Raw genomic sequence first — 17,609 nt, 5'->3', positions numbered from 1 at the left:
GATCACCGGCGCAAGGCCGGTGACGACGTGGGAGGGTGTCAGGACCGGGGAGATCACCGCTCAGGGCTGCCCCTCCGTCCCGCCCGTCGTCTCCGTCGGGTTGTTCATGTCGGACGGGACCGGTCCGCGTTCGCCTGCTCCACGTTCGAGGCGCGCCGCGATCTCGGCCACGTGCCGGCCCTGGAAGCGAGCGCCACCCAGTTCGTTCTCGCTCGGCTGCCTTGAGCCGTCGCCGCCGGCAAGTGTCGTCGCACCGTAGGGGGTGCCGCCCGTGATCTCGTCCATCTTCGTCTGTCCCGGATAGGAATAGGGCAGGCCGACGATGACCATCCCGTGGTGGAGAAGCGTGGTGTGAAACGACGTGATGGTGGTCTCCTGTCCGCCGTGCTGGGTCGCCGTGGAGGCGAAGACGCTGCCGACCTTTCCGACCAGCGCGCCCTTCACCCACAGGCCGCCGGTCTGGTCGAGGAAGTTGCGCATCTGGGCGGCCATGTTGCCGTAGCGGGTGGGCGTTCCGAAGATGATCGCGTCGTAATCGCCGAGTTCGTTCGGATCCGCGATTGGCGCTTCCTGGTCGATCTTCATGCCGGACTTGCGGGCAATTTCTTCCGGCACGAGCTCAGGCACGCGTTTGACGACGACCTCAGCACCCTCGACGGAGCGTGCGCCCTCCGCGATGGCCCGGGCCATCGTCTCGATATGGCCGTAGGACGAGTAGTAGAGGACCAGGATCTTGGCCATGGCGCACCTTCGTTCGCGTAAGGGTCACGCAACGAACAAGGTGCGGGCGGGGTTGTTCCGATTTCCGCGAACCGACCTGTCGGTTCCTGCAGTGCCAACGCCCGATTTATCCACCCGAGCCTCTCCGTTCGGAGGGCTCGCTCGCTGGGATCTTCCTTTAAGGCAGGGACAGGCCGCGAAGCGCTGGATCGGCTCACGCTCGATTCCAAGGCGAAACGGCGAAACGCCTTTCCCGAAAGGAAGCCTTCATGATCGTCCGTTCCCTGATGATTGCCGGTTTCGCAGGCACCTCCCTGATCGCCGCCTGTCCGGCACTGGCTCAGTACATACCTCTCGGTCCTGCCATGAACGCGGTTCGATCCTCGCAACCTGCTCCCTCGCCCGGAATGCAGGCGCAGCAGCCCAGCGGGGAGCGTCGGAAAGGGGTCGTGACTCGACCTCGGTCGACTGGCCCCCAGCCCTATAGAGACAGGCCGGCCAGGAGGAAGAATCCCGTCAACAGATCCCAGGACAACGGCTGAGTCGGCTTTTCGCCGACGCGGCCCTCAGCGTCCGCACGATGCGCCGGACCGGATCTAGTCCACCCGCTCCCAGCCCTGGGCGAGAAGCCGCTCCTGCGGCTTGAAGCGGGCCTTGTAGCCCATCTTCTTCGAGCCCTCGACCCAGTAGCCGAGGTACAGATAGGGCAGGCCCATAGCCTTGGCGCGGCGGATATGGTCGAGGATCATGAAGGTGCCGAGGCTGCGATCCTGCATCTCCGGCGCGTAGAACGAATAAACCATGGAGAGGCCGTCGCTCATCTCGTCCGTGAGGCCGACGGCGATCAGGTCGCCCGATCCCTTGCCGGTGATGCCGCTGTCGATGCCGCGCCGGCGATACTCGATCAGCTTCGTGTCCACATGGCTGTCCTCGACCATCATGGAATAGTCGAGCACCGTCATGTCGGCCATGCCGCCATCGGCGTGTCGCGTGTCGACGTAGCGGCGGAAGAGCGAATACTGCTCCGACGTGGGACGGTTGGGCAGCGCATGGCCGATCAGATCGGCGTTGTCCTTCAGAACCCGCTTCAGATTGCCCGAGGGCTCGAACTCGTCCACGAGCACGCGAACGGACACGCAGGCGCGGCACGTGTCGCAGGCCGGGCGATAGGCGATGGTCTGTGACCGGCGGAAGCCGCCCTGCGTGAGGATCTCGTTGAGCTCCCGGCCGCGGCGTCCCACGATATGCGTGAAAACCTTGCGCTCCTCCTTGCCCGGCAGATAGGGGCACGCGGACGGGGAGGTGAGGTAGAATTGTGGGGCGTCGCGGGGCTGGCTCGTCAATCGGGAAAGCCTCGTGGAGAAACCTTGAGCGCATGGTCAACGCTCAAGGATAACATTGGTGTCCGCGGCGTCCAGGAAAAGAGGGCGAATGTCACAGGCGTTTGATTGCAAGCGCTCTGCGGCTCACAGTCTTCCCCGGACAGGCATGACATCCACCACGTCACGGCCGGCCTTGTGCCGGCCATCCCGATCGGAAGACGCAGCGCCTCTCGAATCGAGATCACCGGCACAAGGCCGGTGATGACGTGGATGAGTTTCAAAGCATGGTCGCTTATGCCCGAACGACCATCATGCCCGTGAGCAGGTCGCGCAGGAAGCGCCGGTCGTCGCGCACGAAGCCGACGAGCACGTCGCAGGCCCAGAGCAGGAAGGTCGAGATCGCGACATAGAAGAAGAGCGCATGCACCGCCGCGGCCAGCGGCGAGGCCCCTCGGCCGGTCTGCGGGTTGATCACGCGAAGGCCCATGTAGCGCATCCCCACCGTCGCCTGCGAGGAACCGCCGATGGTGACGGCGTTGTAGACGATGAAGATCAGGGCCGTGAGGGGCAGGGCGAAGAACAGCCCCCAGCCGAGGCCGAGCGTAATGATGCCGAGAAAGAAGATCGCGATGGAAATCAGCACGACCCAGAGCGCGATCACCACGAGATCGATCAGATAGGCCCAGAACCGCCGGGAGATGACGCCCTCCGTCAACCGGGTGTCGAGCTCGTAGGACGGATAGTTCAGCGTCGGCGGGTAAGGTTGGTTGACCATCGTTCTCTCCTCAGAAGGCGGTCTCGGGCAGGCTGCGGGATTCGATGCGCTGCGGTGCGAGCCCCTCCGCCGCAAGGGCCTCGAACACCTCTAATGTATGCGCTCGATCCCGCGTTTCGATAGTGATGTCGATGGAAACCCCTTTCGCGGGAACGTCCAGGAACAGGCGACCGTGGGAGACCTCGAGGATATTGGCCCCGAGACTCCCGAGCAGGCTCGCCACGCGCCCGAGCAAGCCCGGCCTGTCGTTGGAGGTGATGCGGAAGGAGGTGATCCGATCGTCCCGTTCCAGCTCGCGCACCATCACGGAGGCCAGGATCCGCGCGTCGATATTGCCGCCGCAGAGCACGAGGCCGACCCGCTTGCCCTGGAAGCGCTCAGGCGCCGCCAGCATGGCGGCGAGGCCTGCCGCGCCGGCGCCTTCCGCCATGGTCCTCTGCAGGGTCGCATAGGCATTGACCGCACGCTCGAGGAGCGCCTCCTCGACCGGGATGATGTCGGACACGAGATCGCGCACGATGGGCAAGGGGAGCTGCCCGACCGTCTTCACCGCTATGCCCTCCGCCAGCGTCGCGCCGCCGATGGGACGGTTCTCGCCCCGGATGGCATTGCGAAAGGACGGGTAGAGGGCCGCTTCCACGCCGACGATCTCGATGGAGGGCTTGATCGCCTTGGCGGCGACCGTGATGCCGGAGATCAGCCCGCCGCCGCCGATGGGCACGACGATCTGGTCGAGATCGGGGGCGTCGGCCAGCATTTCGAGCGCGATGGTGCCCTGGCCCGCCATGACCTTCGGGTCGTCATAGGGATGGACGAGGACGAGGCCTTCGGCCTCGGCGATCTCGCGGGCGCGGGCGGCCGATTCGTAGAGCGTCTCGCCCTCCAGGATCACCTTTGCGCCGTAGGAGCGGGTGTTCTCCGCCTTAACCAGGGGCGTGCCTTCCGGCATCACGATGGTCGCCGGGATATCGAGGCGGCGCGCGTGGTAGGCGACGGCCTGGGCGTGGTTGCCGGCCGACATGGCGATGACGCCGCGCCGGCGCTCGGCCGGCTCTAAGCTCTCCAGCTTGGTCGCGGCGCCGCGCTCCTTGAAGGAGCCGGTCGGCTGCATGTTCTCGTGCTTCACGAAGACGGTCGCGCCGGTGAGCTGCGACAGGCGAGGGGCGGGCACCAGGGGCGTTCGCAGGACCTGGCCCTGGATCGTCTCCGCCGCGCGCTTCACATCCTCGATGGTGATGGCGTATTCGGCCACGTTGTCCTCCGGAGTTTTATTATACCCGTTTATACGGGTCTTGGTGTCGGATCCCTGAATCCCAGCAGGCCGCCGGGCCGAAAGATCAGAAACACGACTAGGGCCGCATAGAGGGCCATGTCACGTGTCTCGATGGGTAGATACGCCGACCAGAGGGTTTCGAACAATCCCACGGCGAAACCTCCCAGCATCGCGCCCGGGATCGAGCCGATGCCGCCGATGATGGCGGCGATCAGGGCCTTGAGGCCGTACTGGAAGCCCCCGGCGAATCCCAGGCCCCCGTATTGCGCGACGATCAGCATCCCCGAGAGCCCCGCCATGGCGCCTGCCAGCGCCAGCGTCTGGATGAGGAGGCGCGGGCCGTTGACGCCCATGAGGGCTGCCGCACGTTCGTCGTCCGCATAGGCCCGCCAGGACCGTCCGAATCGCGTAGCCTGGACAAGCCAGAGGAGGCCGAGAGCCGCAAGCAGCCCGATGGCGGCCGTGATGACCGTGATCGGCGTCAGGCTGACGATGAAGCCGCCCGCCCGCATGAGGGGCCAGGCTTCCGACCAGATCGGCGGCAGCCAGACCGTCACCGGGCTCTGGACGATGCGCAGGTATTCCATCAGGAAGAGTGAGAACCCGACCGTCGCGATCAGGCTCGGCTGCGGGCTCGCGCTGACGATCCGGCCGATGGTGAAGTACCCGCCGACCGCGCTATGGATCGCGCCGGCGAAAAGAGCGGCCACGAGACCGGCCGCCAAGCCGAGAACGGGCGAGCTCGCGCCGAAACCGAGCACGACCGAGGCTCCGGCCACCGTCGCCGCCGAGCCGACGGCCGCCAGCTCGCCGAAGGCCAGGTTGATCCGGCCGCTGAGGCCGAAGACGAGAGCGAAGGCGACGGACAGCAGGGCATAGATCGCCGTTCGCGGCAGGCTCACGAGAATCTGCTGCACCCAGTAGGCGGCATCCATCGGGATTTCGACCACATCGGCAGTCGGTCGGCTGCCGGGATCACCTGCCGATCCCTCCGGCGTCTCGAGGTAGTAGCGCTTCAGGAGGTAGAGGCTGGCACCGGAGAGCGGGCCCTCCTCGGTCGCGAGGCCGCTCAGTTCAGCCTTGTTCGGGGAAAGCCCCTCCGCCACGAACTGGCAAATGGCGAAGCGCTCGAGGATCGGGCGGTCGGGGTGCTGCGCCAGGTAATCCACCCGCAGGCTCCGCGGCACCGGACCCGTCCGGACGCGTTCGACGGTGATCGCCGCGCCGGGATTGAGGGCCGGCAGGGCGGAGCGGCAGACCCGCGCCTGCTCCGCATCGATGGACAATCCGCAGGCGGTGAGCAGGCAGAGACATAACAGGAGAGAAACGGACCGGGCGAATTTCAGGGACCGGCTCCTGAAAGCCTCGCCCGGCATTTTCCCTCGCCCTTGCAGGGAGGGGCAGGGGTGATCCGGTTGGGTGGCCCCCTCCCGCGTCATGGCCGGACCCGTCCCGGCCATCCCGATCCTGTAAGGCGCCGCGCTTTTCCAAGCGGGATCACCGGCACAAGGCCGGTGATGACGAGGCAGGGAACATAGCCAGTAATGGTCAGCCCTGGTTTTTCAGCTTTTCCGCGACCTTGGGGGCGAAATAGGTGAGGATGCCGTCCGCGCCAGCACGCTTGAAGGCCAGGAGGCTTTCCATCATCGCCCGCTCTCCGTCGATCCAGCCATTGTTGGCCGCGGCCTGGATCATGGCATACTCGCCGGAGACTTGGTAGGCGAAGGTCGGAACGGCGAAGCTGTCCTTCACCCGGCGCACGATGTCGAGATAGGGCATGCCGGGCTTGACCATGATCATGTCGGCGCCCTCCTCGAGATCGAGGGCGACCTCGCGCATGGCCTCGTCGGAATTCGCCGGGTCCATCTGGTAGGTGCGCTTGTCTCCGACGAGGCAGGCGGTGGTGCCGATGGCGTCCCGGAACGGGCCGTAGAAGGCGGAGGCGTATTTGGCCGCATAGGCCATGATCTGCACATCCTGGAATCCGGCCTCGTCGAGGCCCGCGCGGATGGCGGCCACGCGGCCGTCCATCATGTCGGACGGGGCGATGATGTCGGCTCCTGCCTCCGCCTGGAACACGGCCTGGCGCACCAGGAGGGCGACCGTCTCGTCGTTGAGGACGCGCTCGCCGTCCATCACGCCGTCATGGCCGTGGCTGGTATAGGGATCGAGCGCCACGTCGCAGATGATGCCGATGTCCGGCACCGCCTTCTTGATCTCGCGCGTGGCGCGGCAGACCAGGTTGCGGCTGTTGAGGGATTCGGATCCGGTCGGGTCGCGCAAGGCGGGATCCGTATAGGGAAAGAGCGCAATGGCGGGAATGTTCAGGGACGCCGCCCGCTCGGCCTCGCGCACGGCCTCGCCGATGGTGAGACGCTCGACGCCGGGCATGGACGTCACGGCCTCGCGTCCGCTGGCGCCCTCGACCACGAAGATCGGCCAGATCAGGTCGTTTGCCGTCAGCACGTTCTCGCGCACCAGCCGCCTCGACCATTCCGCCTTGCGATTGCGTCGCGGGCGGTGGGACAGGTTCAGGGAAGAAGAGGGAGCTTCCTCCGACGAGCGGCGGGGGAACGGCGACAGTTTCGACATGATCCTCATCCGGCCCCGGCTTCGATGCGCCGGCGGTTTCGAGAGGGTTAGCACATTTAAATCGCTCTAAAAAAGGGCTCGAGGTCGCGTTTCGGCCCGTTCCGTGTGAAATTGGCCTCAACCCAGCCATGCACTGACGGCTGCGCTGGTCGGTCGTGCCCGTCCCGGTCTGGAAATATCGATCATGACATCCTCGACGCCATGGCCGGGCTTGTCCCGGCCATCCCGGTTTGAAGAGCACCGCGCTTCTCCAATCGGGATCACCGGCACAAGGCCGGTCATGACGTGACAGAAGCTATCCATCATGCTGATGCTCGGATCGGCAATGACACCGTGTCCATTGACGGCCGGCCCCGGCCTTGTTCTAAGCCGCATCGAGATGAAGGAGTGTTCCATGGACGAGAGCGTCGAAGTGCTCTGCGGGAGGCAGGGCGAGGCAGGCCTCGTCACGCTCAACCGTCCGAAAGCGCTCAATGCGCTGAACCTCGCGATGGTGCGCGAGATGCGCCGGGCGCTCGACGCTTGGGCCCAGGATCCCGCCGTGACCCGGATCGTCGTCCAGGGCGCGGGCGAGAAGGCCTTCTGCGCCGGCGGCGACATCCGGCAGCTCACGGAAGACCTGCGGGCCGGCAAGCGCGACGAGGCGCTCGCCTTCTGGCGCGAGGAGTACCAGCTCAACGTCGCCATCAAGCGCTATCCGAAGCCGTATGTCTCCCTCGTCGACGGGATCTGCATGGGCGGGGGCGTCGGCCTGTCCCTGCACGGCACGGTGCGGGTGGCGGGGGATCGCTACCTCTTCGCCATGCCGGAGGTCGGGATCGGGTTCTTCCCGGATGTGGGCGGGACCTATGCGCTCCCGCGGCTGCCGGGACAGACGGGCATGTACCTCGCGCTGACGGGCGAGCGCGTGAGGCGCGCCGACGCGATGATGCTCGGTCTGGCGACGCACGCCGTGGCGAGCGGGAACATCGACGGTCTGCGGGAGGCGTTGATCGCCGGAGACCCCGTCGAGGTAGCCCTGTCCCGGGTCGCGACCGATCCCGATCAGGCTCCTCTGGAGGCCGAGAGGGACCTCATCGACGCCTGCTTCTCCGCCGACAGCGTCATCGACATCCTGGCCCGCCTCGACCGGTTTGCCGGGGAGGGCTCGGAGTTCGCCGCGAAAACCGCTGCCGGCATGCGGACGAAGTCGCCGACCAGCATGAATCTGGCCTTCGAGCAGGTCCGCCGCGGTGCAGCGATGGATTTCGAGGACGCGATGAAGACCGAGTTCCGCATCGTGTCCCGGATCAGTGACGGCCACGACTTCCACGAGGGCGTGCGGGCGGTCCTGGTCGACAAGGACAACCAGCCGCGATGGCAGCCTGCCTCCCTGGAGGAAGTGGACCGGGCGGTAATCGACCATCACTTCGCAAGCCTCGGCGAACGGGAACTGGAGATCGCCTGATGCCCCGCAACGGCAGCCAGAACCCATCGACCCATGCGGCCCGGGAGTATCTGTCCGACCGGATCGAGGAGCGCCCCGCCGCAACCACCGTCATGCGCTGGAGCTTCGTTCTCACCTGGTTCATGCGGGTCCTGGCGATTCTGTGGATCATGAAGGGCCTGAGCGCCTGGGCGGTGATCCTCGGCGTCTGGACACCGATCGGGCAGTTCGAGGGGCGCTCGACGGGCTATCAGGCCACCATCATCTATTTCGCCCTGATCGACCTGGTCGCGGCGGTCGGTCTCTGGATGGCGAGCACCTGGGGCGGAATCATGTGGCTGCTCGCCGTCATGAGCCACCTGATTCTGGCCGCGTTCTTCCCGGGGATCGTCACCGGCGGCGTCATGACGCTGGCGTTCTTCCTGACGCTGATGGCGGTCTATCTCGGCGTCTCGTGGCTGGCCGCCCAGGAAGGCCACTGATCGCGTGCAGCCTGCCGGCCTCCTCACGCAGAAGTGTATCCTCAAGAACACAGTTCAAAGTTACATAGGCGGGAAAGGCGGTTTCGAGGCGCGTGGCGCACCGGGCAGGCCGGGTTGCCATAAAACGGCCCCGATGTTCCTCGTTTTCGATACCGTTCCTTAATCCTATCCCGGCACTTATCGCTGGGAAGGGGGCAGATGCGGACACCCGTCCGCCGCTTCCATGACCGACAACATCTAACCGGGAAGAGCCTGCGCTCATGTTCTCTCGCCGTACCCTCCTGACCGGATCGCTCGCCCTGATCTTCACGCCGGCTACTGGAGCCCTGGCCCAGAGCCAGGCCGAGTGGTCGCAGAACTACGAGGCGGTGTCCCGCACCCGCGTGCAGCGGACCTCGACCCCGATGCTGTCCGCGGAGGCGCTCGCCGCCACCGAGCAGATGATCGAGTACTACCGCAACATCGCCGCCCGCGGCGGCTGGCAGCCGGTCCAGGGCGTCCAGGGCCTGCGCGTCGGCTCGAAAAGCCCGGCCGTCGTGGCCCTTCGCCAGCGCCTCATCATCACGGGCGATCTCGACCAGGCGGCCGGCGAATCGCCGATCTACGATTCCTACGTCGAGGCTGCCGTGCGCCGCTTCCAGGCCCGCCACGGAATCAGCTCCACCGGCACCGTGTCGGCTCCGACCGTGGCCGCCATGAACGTCCCGGTCGAGATGCGCATCCGCCAGCTCGAGATCAACGTGGCCCGCCTGCGCACCCTCATCGGCAGCGGGCTTCCCAACCGGTACGCGGTGGCCAACATTCCCGCCGCTCTCGTGGAGACGGTGGAGGGCGGCGTCGTCCACACCCGCCACGCCGCCGGCGTCGGCAAGATCGACCGCCAGTCGCCGCTGCTGAACTCGAAGGTGGTCGAGGTCAATTTCAACCCGTTCTGGACGGCTCCCGCGTCGGTGGTGAAGAAGGACCTCATCCCGAAGATGCAGAAGGAGCCGAACTACCTGACGGAGAACCGGATCCGCATCTTCAATGCGGCCGGCCAGGAGGTTCCCTCCAGCCAGATCAACTGGTTCTCGGACGAGGCGACCCGCTACCGCTTCCGCCAGGATCCGGGCGGCGACCTGAACTCCATGGGGTTCGTGCGCATCAACATCCCGAACCAGCACGGCGTGTACATGCACGACACGCCCTCCAAGGGCATCTTCGGCGACGATTTCCGCTTCGTCTCCTCGGGCTGCATCCGCATCCAGAACGTGCGCGACTACATCGAGTGGCTCCTGAAGGACACCCCCGGCTGGTCCCGCGAGCAGATCGACGCCACCTTCAAGTCCGGCGAGCGCATCGACGCCCGCCTGGCGCAGGCCGTTCCGATCCACTGGATCTACATGACCGCCTGGGCGACCCCGGACGGCCTCGTCCAGTTCCGCGACGACATCTACAACAAGGACGGCCTCGGCAACGCGATCCCGGTCGCCAGCCGCACCCCGACCGAGCCGGACGAAGAGATGTTCCTGCAGAACTAAAGAACGGGATGCGAGCCGGTGAACGGCTCGAGTCTTCGCGATTTGAACGACAGGGCGGCTCTCGGGCCGCCTTTTCGTTTGGTCTAGTCGGAACGCCTTCATGCATCTGGTTTATTGACAGAAACGCAATAACGTATATCTACGAAGTCATTGGATTTTTTGGAGATTCCGGTGACTGACCACATTATTACGAACAACAGGATCTCAACCCTCCCAATTGGTGCTAGCGATGTCGTTTTGGTCGCAGCAACAGGGAGCATCAACGTTGCAGGCGCGCGCGCGATCGACTCGGCAGGATCGTCGGGTGCCAAGATTACGATCGTTGGTACCGTGATGAACACGGGTTCGTTTGCCGCAATCGAAACGCAATCTAGCAACATCGTCGTTTCTGGTAAGGTATCAAGTGAAAGGACTGCTGTATTCCAGGGCTCCAGTGGAAATACTCTCAAGAACAGCGGCGATATCAAAGGGTCCATTGCTGTCGAAATGGGTGGAAACGGGAGTTTCGGCAACAAACTATATAATGAAGGGAGTTTAGTCGGAACCGTCGACCATGGTGTGTTATCTGTAGGAGACGGCCTTATCGTTAATTCCGGATCGATAACGGGTGTCAAGTCCGGCCTGCATGTATCGGGACAGGTCTGCACCATCGTGAATACAGGCACGATCATCGGCACAGATCGTTCTGCGATCCGCAGCACCAGCGGTACCATGGTCATACAGAATAACGGTCACCTTGAGGGGGGGATCGTTGGCATCGAGTTCTTCAATGAGTCCGATTTCTACGACGGGCGGTTCGGGTCGGTCAGAGGAGCTCTTTTGCTAAGCGGCGGCAATGATACGGCCTTCGGCGGCGCCTCTGCTGAGACATTCGATGGTGGTATAGGGGACGACTCAATCGACGGAGGCGGGGGCGGCGATGTTGCGCTGTATGTCGGAGCCCGGGCCGACTTTACCATCACCACCCTCAACGGTGTGAGTACGATCAAGGATAATGTAGGCGTGAGCGGGACTGACACCCTGAAGAACGTCCGCTTCGCGAAGTTCACGGATCAGACCGTCGTGCTGTCCAACGCCGCCCCCGACAGCCTCAACCTGTCCACGAGGGTGCTGGCCGAGACGGCCCAGGTGAACACGCCGGTGCTCTCCCTGTCGGCCCGCGACGCGGATGGTGATGCGCTCACCTATTCGCTGGTCGACCCGAGCGGCACGTTCAAGCTCGACGGTGGCAACCTCGTGCTGGTGAAGGGGCTCGATTTCGAGGCCGGCGCCCGTCAGGTGGCCGTCACGGTCGAGGCCAAGGACGCCTATGGCGGCAGGACGAGCCAGGCCTTCACCATCGATATCGCGAACGTCGTGGAGGAGAACCCGCTGACGCTCTTCGGCACGACCGGCAGGGATACGCTCGCCGGCGAGAACGGCAGCGACAGGTTCTACGGCGGGCTGGGCAACGACACGCTGACCGGTGCTCTCGGCCAGGACGTGTTCGTGTTCGACGCGAAGCTGGCGAAGACCAACACGGCGAACAAGCGCTACAACCTGGACCGGATCACCGACTTCAGCGTGACGGACGACACCATCCACCTGAAGAAGAGCGTCTTCAAGGGGATCACCAAGAAGGGCGTGCTGTCGAAGGGCGCCTTCTATGCGAGCACGAAGTCGGCGGCGCACGATGTGGACGACCGGATCGTCTACAACAAGAACACCGGCGCGCTGCTCTACGACCAGGACGGCAGCGGTCACCGCTACCAGGCGATCCAGATCGCCACGCTGTCGACCAAGCTCGGCCTCAAGAACACGGACTTCTTCGTCATCTGAGGCGCCGGACCGACGCTCCGGTCGCCCCGTCATCACCGGCCCTGTGCCGGTGATCTCGATTGTGTGGAGCGCTGCGTCTCACAGCATCGGGATGGCCGGGTCAAGCCCGGCCATGACGTGTGAGGGTGTGATGACGTCTGCGGGCGGATGATGGACGACGCCGGACGAGCCGCAGCCTTTCACTTCTCCCTCCACGTCGTCACCTCCTCCACGTCATCACCGGGCTTGTCCCGGTGATCCCGATCGGAAAGGTACAGCACCTCTCAGTATCGGGATGGCCGGCACAAGGCCGGCCATGACGAGGAGAGTGTGACCAAGGACAGTGGCATGCCCCACCCCGTCATCACCTCCTCGACGTCATCACCGGCCTTGTGCCGGTGATCCCGATTAAGAAGAGCGCCGCGCTCATCCGATCGGGATGGCCGGAACAGGCCCGGCCATGACGTGGCGCGTTGCCTCCCGGCAGCCCGTCGCCCCCGGCGGCCCGTTGCATTTCCGCCGCCGAGTAGGCATGTCTCCAGGGCGGGTTGGCGCGGCCAAGCCAGCCATGATAAAGGCCTGGGCAATTCGGATCGAGCGGCCGGTTCCAGCCGGGCTCCCAGGACAACGAGGTGACCCATGAGCGCGAGTGAAGCGGCACAAAAGCATCTGTCCAACAGCTTTTTCTCGGCGAGCCTCGCCGACAGCGATCCCGAGATCGCCCGCGCCATCGGGCTCGAGCTCGGCCGCCAGCGCGACGAGATCGAGCTGATCGCGTCGGAGAACATCGTCTCCCGGGCCGTCCTGGAAGCCCAGGGGTCGGTGATGACCAACAAGTACGCGGAGGGCTATCCGGGCCGCCGCTACTACGGCGGCTGCCAGTTCGTCGACATGGCCGAGGAACTGGCCATCGAGCGCGCCAAGCGCCTGTTCGACTGCCGATTCGCCAACGTGCAGGCCAATTCCGGCTCCCAGGCCAACCAGGCCGTGTTCATGGCCCTGATGAAGCCGGGCGACACCTTCATGGGCCTGGACCTCGCGTGCGGCGGCCACCTGACCCACGGCTCCCCGGTCAACATGTCCGGCAAGTGGTTCAACGTGGTGAGCTACAAGGTGCGCGAGAGCGACCAGATCATCGACATGGACGAGGTCGCAGAACTCGCCCGCGCCCACAAGCCCAAGGTGATCGTCGCCGGCGGCTCGGCCTATTCCCGCTTCTGGGACTTCGCCCGCTTCCGCGAGATCGCCGACGAGGTCGGGGCCTTCTTCATGGTCGACATCGCGCATTTCGCGGGCCTCGTGGCCGGCGGCGCCCATCCGTCGCCGTTTCCGCACGCCCACGTGGTCACCACCACCACCCACAAGACCCTGCGCGGCCCGCGCGGCGGCATGATCCTCACCAACGACGAGGACATCGCCAAGAAGGTCAATTCCGCGATCTTCCCCGGACTCCAGGGCGGACCGCTCATGCACGTGATCGCCGCGAAGGCCGTCGCTTTCAGCGAGGCCCTGCGTCCCGAGTTCAAGCTCTACGCCCGCTCGGTCGTGGACAACGCCAAGGTGCTGGCCGACACCATGCTGGCCGGCGGCTATGCCATCGTGGCCGGCGGCACGGACAACCACCTGATGCTGGTGGACCTGCGCCCGAAGAAGCTCACCGGCAAGGCGGCCGAGGCCGCGCTCGGCCGCGCCCACATCACCTGCAACAAGAACGGCGTGCCCTTCGATCCCGAGAAGCCGATGATCACCTCCGGCATCCGCCTCGGCACGCCCGCCGCCACCTCGCGCGGCTTCGGCGTGGCCGAGTTCAAGAAGGTGGGCGAATTGATCGTCGAGACCCTGGACGGCCTCGCCCAGCACGGGGAGGAGGCCAATGCCTCGGTCGAGGAATCGGTCAAGCAGCGCGTTCACGAGCTGACCCGCCGGTTCCCGATCTACGGTTGATCGAGGGGTTGGAGTGTGGCCGGATATTCAGCACCTTCGTCATCAAGGGCCTTGGGCCGGTGATGACGATTGTCCGAGGTTCGGCGCTCTTCCGATCGGGATGGCCGGGACAGGCCCGGCCATGACGGCTCGTGGTTGTTCTCAGATGGCCGCCATCGCGTTCCGGATATGTGCGGCCTGGAAAAATGTTGATCTGGATCTTCGGGTAGAAGGCTGATGCGCTGTCCCTATTGCGGGAGCCTGGACACCCAGGTGAAGGATTCCCGCCCCACGGACGATTCCTCGTCCATCCGCCGCCGCCGCATCTGCCCGGATTGCGGCGGCCGGTTCACGACCTTCGAGCGCGTGCAGCTGCGTGAGCTGACGGTCCTGAAGCGTTCCGGCCGGCGGGTGCCGTTCGACCGGGACAAGCTGCAGCAATCGGTGGAGGTTGCGCTCCGCAAGCGTCCGGTCGATCCCGAGCGGGTGGAACGGATGATCAACGGCATCGTGCGCCAGCTCGAGAGCATGAGCGACGGCGAGGTGCCGAGCGAGACCGTGGGCGAACTCGTCATGGAGGGGCTGAAGGGCCTGGACGACGTGGCCTATGTGCGCTTCGCCTCCGTGTACAAGAACTTCCGCGAGGCCAAGGACTTCGAGGAGATTCTCGGCAAGCTGGCCGAAGGCGAGGGAGACGAGGACCTGCCGCCCCCACCGAAGAAGAAGCGCGTACAGACCGAGCAATGAACGCCGCCGGCGCCAAGGGGCAGTCATCTGAGAGAAGCGCGCGGGATCAGCGCTTCATGCGCTTGGCGATCGCTCTCGGCGAGCGCCATCTCGGCCTGACCTGGCCCAATCCGTCCGTCGGCTCGGTGGTCGTGGACGAGAGCGGCGATGCCCCCGTGATCCTCGCTCAGGGCGCGACGCAGCCGGGCGGCCGGCCCCATGCGGAGCGCGTGGCCCTGGCGGCCGCAGGGACGCGCGCGAAGGGCGCGACCCTCTACGTCTCCCTCGAACCCTGCTCACATCACGGCAGGACCTCGCCCTGCGCCGACGCGGTGGTCGAGGCCGGCGTGGCACGGGTGGTCTCGGCTCTCGAGGATCCGGATCCGCGCGTTACCGGGCTCGGCCATGCGCGGCTGCGGGAGGCCGGGATCGACGTGACGGTCGGCTGCCTCGCGAGGAATGCGCGCCGCGCCCATATCGGGCATATCACCCGCGTCACGAAGGGGCGGCCTGCGGTCACGATGAAGCTCGCGCGGAGCACCGAAGGCTTCGCCGGTTCGCGCCGGGGCCCGCGCCTGATGCTCACGGGCGAGGTCGCCAACGCGAAAGTCCACCTCATGCGCGCCCACGCGGATGCCATCATGGTCGGGGTCGGCACCGTTCTCGCCGACGATCCGCTGCTGAACGTCCGCCTGCCGGGTCTCGAGGCCCGCTCGCCGGTCCGCATCGTCGTGGATTCGAATCTGAGGACGCCTCCGACCGCTCGCGTGGTCGCCGGTGCGGGCGATATTCCGACCTGGATCGTCACCACCGTCGCGGCTCCGGTCGCGGCGGAGAAAGCGCTGACGGCGCAAGGTGTCGAGGTGCTGCGGGTCTCGGCCGATGAAACCGGCCGCGTCCTGCTGCCGGAAGCCCTGCAGCTCCTCGGCACGCGCGGCCTCACGCGTGTGTTCAGCGAAGGCGGTCCCGCTCTGGCGGACGCGCTGGCCGAAGCCGACCTCGTCGACGAACTGGTTCTGATCACCGGCCGCTCGGCCAGGGGGCAGGGCGATGTGCCCGCCCTCGGCCCGTCGCTCCAGGACCGGATGGACCTTCTCGATTGCCGGGCCGAGGAGCAGGTCGGCCCCGATCTTTTCATGTTTTGGGAGAGACCCTGATGTTTACGGGTATCGTCACCGATGTCGGTGAGATTGCAGCGGCCGAGGGGGCTCAAGGAACCCTGAAGCGCTTGCGCATTCATTCGTCCTATGACCCCGCGACGATCGCGCTCGGCGCCTCCATCGCCTGCGGCGGGCCATGCCTCACGGTCGTGGCCGTCGGCCCCCGCGAGGGCGGCTGCTGGTTCGACGTGGATGCCGCCGCCGAAACCCTGGACCGCACCACCGTGGGCGACTGGAAGCCCGGCACCCGGGTCAATCTGGAGCGCTCCCTGAAGATCGGCGACGAACTCGGCGGCCACATCGTGACCGGCCACGTGGACGGGGTCGCCACCATCGTGGCCAAGGAGGGCATCACCGGCGGCGACGATCCCTGGGGCCCGACGGCGCGCTTCAGCATCAAGGCGCCGCATGCGCTGGCCGCGTTCATCGCGGAAAAGGGCTCCGTGTGCCTCGACGGCACGTCGCTCACGGTGAACTCCGTGAACGACGACATGTTTTCGGTCCTGATCATCCCCCACACCCTGAGCGTCACCACCTGGGGCGACCGGCAGGTGGGCGACAAGCTCAACCTCGAAGTCGATCTTATGGCGCGCTACGCCGCGCGGCTTGCGGATGCGCGCCGAGCGGAGTAGGTGAACGCCTAACGTTTCCCGTATCCAATACACAGCCCTCATCCTGAGGAGGCGCGTCAGCGCCGTCTCGAAGGATCAGGGCGTCTCCAGTGCTCCCTGGATCCTCCTTCGAGACGCAGCTTCGCTGCTCCTCAGGATGAGGGCAGAGAGACTGTCAGAATTCTGAACGGATTTCTTATGGTCGCGCCTTCCGATAAGCCGAAAAGCCCCCGTCCGCCGGTTCCCGGCGCCAGGATCCTGGTCGTCGAGGCCCGGTTCTACGACGACATCGCCGACGAGCTCTTGCGCGGCGCGAGAGACGCGGTCGAGGCGGCGCAGGCCACCATGGACGTGCTGACCCTCGACGGCGCCCTCGAAATCCCCGCCACCATCGCGATCGCGCTCGATGCCGCCGAGAAGGCCAGCCGGCCTTACGACGCCGTCGTGGCGCTGGGCTGCGTCATCCGCGGCGAGACCGGGCATTACGACATCGTGGCCGGCGAAAGCGCCCGTGCCCTGATGGATCTCTCCGTGGAGCGCCGCATTCCGCTGGCCAACGGCATTCTCACCGTCGAGAATGACAAGCAGGCCTGGACCCGCGCGAGCGTGAATGAATTGAATAAGGGTGGTGGAGCGGTGGACGCGGCTCTCGCCGTCCTGCGCATCAAGCGCCAACTCGGGGAGGCCTGATCATGACGAAGCCAGCAGAGCGCTCGGCCGCTCGCCTCGCTGCCGTCCAGGCTCTTTACCAGATGGACGTGTCCGGCAAGACCGTGCTCGACGCGCTCGCCGAGTTCGAGGCCTTCTGGATCGGCCGTGAGGTCGAGGGCATCGAATTCCAGCCCTCGGACAACGTGTTCTTCCGCGACATTCTTTCCGGGGTGGTCAAGAACCAGCGCGAGATCGACGTGAAGATCGACAATGCGCTTGCCTCCGACTGGCCGCTGAAGCGCGTGGAGGCGGTGCTGCGCGCCATCCTGCGTGCGGGCGGTTATGAGCTGATATTCCGCAAGGACGTGCCGGCCCGCGTGGTCATCACGGAATACGTGGACGTGACCCACGGCTTCTATGGCGAGGACGAGCCGGGCCTCGTGAACGCGGTGCTCGACAAGGTCACCCGCGACGTGCGCCCCGGCGAGCTCGAGAAGAAGGCCGCCGGCCAAGGCAAGCGCTGAACGCGGCCGGACACCGGGATATGGGGCGCAAAGCGGGGCGCTGCCCTCGATGGGAAACGAGAGCGCCCTTCCTTCCCATGTCATTACCGGCCTTGCGCCGGTGATCC

At 65.7% G+C, this 17,609-nt stretch carries 17 protein-coding genes; 10 read left to right on the top strand and 7 right to left on the bottom strand.

What is annotated here, in order from left to right:
- Positions 1-60: 60 nt before the first annotated feature.
- The 6 genes from wrbA to hemB all read right to left on the bottom strand — a co-directional run bounded on the left by wrbA (position 61) and on the right by hemB (position 6,682).
- Positions 61-741 carry an NAD(P)H:quinone oxidoreductase gene (wrbA, locus tag KHP60_RS02380; protein ID WP_213561970.1) on the bottom strand — a complete coding sequence of 227 codons (681 nt, stop codon included), beginning with the start codon at positions 739-741 and terminating at the stop codon, positions 61-63.
- Positions 742-1,316: 575 nt separating this feature from the next.
- Positions 1,317-2,063 carry an arginyltransferase gene (locus KHP60_RS02375; RefSeq protein ID WP_213561969.1) on the bottom strand — a complete coding sequence of 249 codons (747 nt, stop codon included), beginning with the start codon at positions 2,061-2,063 and terminating at the stop codon, positions 1,317-1,319.
- A 271-nt stretch (positions 2,064-2,334) separates the two neighbouring features.
- Positions 2,335-2,817 carry an RDD family protein gene (locus KHP60_RS02370; protein WP_213561968.1) on the bottom strand — a complete coding sequence of 161 codons (483 nt, stop codon included), beginning with the start codon at positions 2,815-2,817 and terminating at the stop codon, positions 2,335-2,337.
- 10 nt (positions 2,818-2,827) lie between these two features.
- Positions 2,828-4,069 carry a threonine ammonia-lyase gene (locus KHP60_RS02365; protein ID WP_213561967.1) on the bottom strand — a complete coding sequence of 414 codons (1,242 nt, stop codon included), beginning with the start codon at positions 4,067-4,069 and terminating at the stop codon, positions 2,828-2,830.
- A gap of 29 nt (positions 4,070-4,098) precedes the next feature.
- Entirely contained in the window at positions 4,099-5,466 is a 1,368-nt protein-coding gene (locus KHP60_RS02360; protein ID WP_213561966.1) for a branched-chain amino acid ABC transporter permease, read from the bottom strand.
- A 172-nt stretch (positions 5,467-5,638) separates the two neighbouring features.
- Positions 5,639-6,682, bottom strand: a complete 1,044-nt coding sequence (gene hemB, locus KHP60_RS02355) for a porphobilinogen synthase (RefSeq protein ID WP_213561965.1) — start codon at positions 6,680-6,682, stop codon at positions 5,639-5,641.
- A gap of 394 nt (positions 6,683-7,076) precedes the next feature.
- Here hemB and KHP60_RS02350 point away from each other — a divergent pair, with 394 nt between their 5' ends.
- The 3 genes from KHP60_RS02350 to KHP60_RS02340 all read left to right on the top strand — a co-directional run bounded on the left by KHP60_RS02350 (position 7,077) and on the right by KHP60_RS02340 (position 10,110).
- The gene (locus KHP60_RS02350) at positions 7,077-8,129 is read left to right on the top strand and encodes an enoyl-CoA hydratase/isomerase family protein (protein WP_213561964.1); all 1,053 of its coding nucleotides are present in this window, start codon (positions 7,077-7,079) and stop codon (positions 8,127-8,129) included.
- A complete protein-coding gene (locus KHP60_RS02345; RefSeq protein WP_213561963.1) occupies positions 8,129-8,590 on the top strand; it encodes a hypothetical protein in 462 nt (153 codons plus the stop codon). Before KHP60_RS02350 ends, KHP60_RS02345 begins: the two co-directional genes overlap by 1 nt.
- A 260-nt stretch (positions 8,591-8,850) precedes the next feature.
- Positions 8,851-10,110, top strand: a complete 1,260-nt coding sequence (locus KHP60_RS02340) for a murein L,D-transpeptidase (RefSeq protein ID WP_213561962.1) — start codon at positions 8,851-8,853, stop codon at positions 10,108-10,110.
- A 98-nt stretch (positions 10,111-10,208) separates the two neighbouring features.
- Here the strand turns inward: KHP60_RS02340 and KHP60_RS02335 are convergent, their stop codons facing one another.
- Positions 10,209-10,829, bottom strand: a complete 621-nt coding sequence (locus KHP60_RS02335) for a hypothetical protein (protein WP_213561961.1) — start codon at positions 10,827-10,829, stop codon at positions 10,209-10,211.
- On the opposite strand from KHP60_RS02335, the gene KHP60_RS02330 reads away from it, so the two are divergent.
- The 7 genes from KHP60_RS02330 to nusB all read left to right on the top strand — a co-directional run bounded on the left by KHP60_RS02330 (position 10,822) and on the right by nusB (position 17,502).
- A complete protein-coding gene (locus KHP60_RS02330; RefSeq protein WP_213561960.1) occupies positions 10,822-11,928 on the top strand; it encodes a hypothetical protein in 1,107 nt (368 codons plus the stop codon). The two genes, KHP60_RS02335 and KHP60_RS02330, sit on opposite strands and share 8 nt — an antisense overlap.
- Before the next feature lie 618 nt (positions 11,929-12,546).
- Entirely contained in the window at positions 12,547-13,851 is a 1,305-nt protein-coding gene (glyA, locus tag KHP60_RS02325) for a serine hydroxymethyltransferase (protein WP_213561959.1), read from the top strand.
- Positions 13,852-14,067: 216 nt separating this feature from the next.
- A complete protein-coding gene (nrdR, locus tag KHP60_RS02320; RefSeq protein WP_152709242.1) occupies positions 14,068-14,577 on the top strand; it encodes a transcriptional regulator NrdR in 510 nt (169 codons plus the stop codon).
- 56 nt (positions 14,578-14,633) lie between these two features.
- The gene (ribD, locus tag KHP60_RS02315; protein WP_249688444.1) at positions 14,634-15,713 is read left to right on the top strand and encodes a bifunctional diaminohydroxyphosphoribosylaminopyrimidine deaminase/5-amino-6-(5-phosphoribosylamino)uracil reductase RibD; all 1,080 of its coding nucleotides are present in this window, start codon (positions 14,634-14,636) and stop codon (positions 15,711-15,713) included.
- Positions 15,713-16,348, top strand: a complete 636-nt coding sequence (locus KHP60_RS02310; RefSeq protein WP_213561957.1) for a riboflavin synthase — start codon at positions 15,713-15,715, stop codon at positions 16,346-16,348. Before ribD ends, KHP60_RS02310 begins: the two co-directional genes overlap by 1 nt.
- A gap of 177 nt (positions 16,349-16,525) precedes the next feature.
- The gene (gene ribH / locus KHP60_RS02305) at positions 16,526-17,017 is read left to right on the top strand and encodes a 6,7-dimethyl-8-ribityllumazine synthase (protein WP_213561956.1); all 492 of its coding nucleotides are present in this window, start codon (positions 16,526-16,528) and stop codon (positions 17,015-17,017) included.
- Positions 17,018-17,019: 2 nt separating this feature from the next.
- A complete protein-coding gene (gene nusB, locus KHP60_RS02300; protein ID WP_213561955.1) occupies positions 17,020-17,502 on the top strand; it encodes a transcription antitermination factor NusB in 483 nt (160 codons plus the stop codon).
- Positions 17,503-17,609: the final 107 nt, after the last annotated feature.

It is taken from the genome of Microvirga sp. 3-52 (genome assembly GCF_018383585.1).
Classification (GTDB): Bacteria; Pseudomonadota; Alphaproteobacteria; order Rhizobiales; family Beijerinckiaceae; genus Microvirga.
This window is presented reverse-complemented; position numbering and strand designations above follow the sequence as displayed.

Bases quoted from the DNA above. Each gene is read 5' to 3' on its own strand.
- wrbA (WP_213561970.1), bottom strand. From the start codon at position 741: ATGGCCAAGATCCTGGTCCTCTACTACTCGTCCTACGGCCATATCGAG.
- KHP60_RS02370 (WP_213561968.1), bottom strand. From the start codon at position 2,817: ATGGTCAACCAACCTTACCCGCCGACGCTGAACTATCCGTCCTACGAG.
- KHP60_RS02360 (WP_213561966.1), bottom strand. From the start codon at position 5,466: ATGCCGGGCGAGGCTTTCAGGAGCCGGTCCCTGAAATTCGCCCGGTCC.
- hemB (WP_213561965.1), bottom strand. From the start codon at position 6,682: ATGTCGAAACTGTCGCCGTTCCCCCGCCGCTCGTCGGAGGAAGCTCCC.
- KHP60_RS02350 (WP_213561964.1), top strand. From the start codon at position 7,077: ATGGACGAGAGCGTCGAAGTGCTCTGCGGGAGGCAGGGCGAGGCAGGC.
- KHP60_RS02345 (WP_213561963.1), top strand. From the start codon at position 8,129: ATGCCCCGCAACGGCAGCCAGAACCCATCGACCCATGCGGCCCGGGAG.
- KHP60_RS02340 (WP_213561962.1), top strand. From the start codon at position 8,851: ATGTTCTCTCGCCGTACCCTCCTGACCGGATCGCTCGCCCTGATCTTC.
- KHP60_RS02330 (WP_213561960.1), top strand. From the start codon at position 10,822: ATGGTCATACAGAATAACGGTCACCTTGAGGGGGGGATCGTTGGCATC.
- KHP60_RS02335 (WP_213561961.1), bottom strand. From the start codon at position 10,829: ATGACCATGGTACCGCTGGTGCTGCGGATCGCAGAACGATCTGTGCCG.
- glyA (WP_213561959.1), top strand. From the start codon at position 12,547: ATGAGCGCGAGTGAAGCGGCACAAAAGCATCTGTCCAACAGCTTTTTC.
- nrdR (WP_152709242.1), top strand. From the start codon at position 14,068: ATGCGCTGTCCCTATTGCGGGAGCCTGGACACCCAGGTGAAGGATTCC.
- ribD (WP_249688444.1), top strand. From the start codon at position 14,634: ATGCGCTTGGCGATCGCTCTCGGCGAGCGCCATCTCGGCCTGACCTGG.
- KHP60_RS02310 (WP_213561957.1), top strand. From the start codon at position 15,713: ATGTTTACGGGTATCGTCACCGATGTCGGTGAGATTGCAGCGGCCGAG.
- ribH (WP_213561956.1), top strand. From the start codon at position 16,526: ATGGTCGCGCCTTCCGATAAGCCGAAAAGCCCCCGTCCGCCGGTTCCC.
- nusB (WP_213561955.1), top strand. From the start codon at position 17,020: ATGACGAAGCCAGCAGAGCGCTCGGCCGCTCGCCTCGCTGCCGTCCAG.